Origin of the sequence: Peribacillus alkalitolerans, assembly GCF_010882125.1 — a bacterium.
In the GTDB taxonomy this organism is placed as follows: domain Bacteria; phylum Bacillota; class Bacilli; order Bacillales; family DSM-1321; genus Bacillus_BN; species Bacillus_BN alkalitolerans.
Map to the genome: position 1 here is coordinate 1 of NZ_JAAGVZ010000057.1, position 1,313 is coordinate 1,313.

At 37.5% G+C, this 1,313-nt stretch carries 1 protein-coding gene; it reads left to right on the top strand.

Annotated features, from left to right (window positions below):
• The first annotated feature begins 85 nt into the window (after nucleotides 1-85).
• A protein-coding gene (locus G3O09_RS21870; protein ID WP_420850383.1) for an IS3 family transposase occupies nucleotides 86-1,275 on the top strand; the annotation gives its coding sequence in 2 pieces (ribosomal slippage) (nucleotides 86-374 and nucleotides 374-1,275; 1,191 coding nt in all).
• The last annotated feature ends 38 nt before the right edge of the window (nucleotides 1,276-1,313 follow it).

Below are 1,313 nucleotides of genomic sequence, written 5' to 3' on the forward strand. Positions count from 1 at the left end.
TGGTATTATCCCCTTTAAGTAGACAGTGTAAAAAGCCTATGATTTTATCATGGATGATGCACTACTACTTGGAGGGGATTTTTCTATGGCTGTAAAAGGACAAACTTTTCAATTCTATACAGAAGAATTTAAATTGAAGGCAATTGAAATGTATTTAAATGGTGAAGGGAGTTACTCTACTCTGGCTACCCAACTTGGCCTTCGCAGTTCAACTCAATTGAAAACATGGGTGAAAAAGTTTGAGGAAGGAATTAAGCTGACTGATCAAAGGGGGAAACATTCCTCCACAGATTGCCCCCTAAAAGGGCGACCAAAATCAAAGTTTAAAAGTGTAGAGGAAGAACGAGATTATTATAAGGCTCAGGTTAACTATCTAAAAAAGCAGTATCCAAATCTTCACGGGGAGGTGAAATCAAAAAGGCTATAAGGTTTGAAATTATTCATGAGTTGAAAGGGGAATACCCCGTTACTTGGCTATCTGAAATTGCAGAGGTCCAGCGCTCAGGATATTACAAATGGGTAAAGACAATTGAAGTACGTGAAAAGAAAAAGGAGCAGGATCAAGGCTTAATGGATCAGATGCTTTCAATCCACCTCAAACATAAGGAATATGGCTATCCTAGAATGGTGATTGCCCTTAAGGAAGAAGGCTTCGAAGTCAACCATAAGAAGGTTTATCGTTTAATGAAGTTGATGGATATTCAATCTGTGGTTAGAAAGAAGTGGAGATACTTCGGGAAAAAAGGATCTAAAGTGTTCCCTAACCTGGTCAATAGGGAATTCAAAGAGAGAGAAGAAAATGAAGTCCTGGTAACAGACATTACTTACATACCGTTCCAAAATCGTTTTTATTACCTATCTGTTATTCAGGATCTCTATAATAACGAAATTGTTTCGTGGAAGCTGTCAGATAGAAATAACATGAAATTAGTTTTGGATACAGTGGAAGACCTTAATAAAAAAAGAAACGTGCAAGGAACCATCCTCCATTCGGATCAGGGATTCCAGTACACGTCTAAAAAATACAACAAACGATTAAACAAATATGGCATAAAGGGCAGCCACTCTCGCAAAGGAAACTGCCTGGATAATGCCTGCATTGAATCGTTCTTTTCCCACTTTAAAACAGAAATGTTGTATCAAACTGATTGTAAAACAGAGGAAGAGTTAATACAAGCAACAGAAACATATATGTATCATTACAATTATAAAAGATTCCAAAAACGACTAAACCATCGTGCTCCGATTGAGTATCGAATCACGATGGCTGCATAGTCTTTTTTAGAGCTGTCTACTTGACGGGGTTAAGTCCA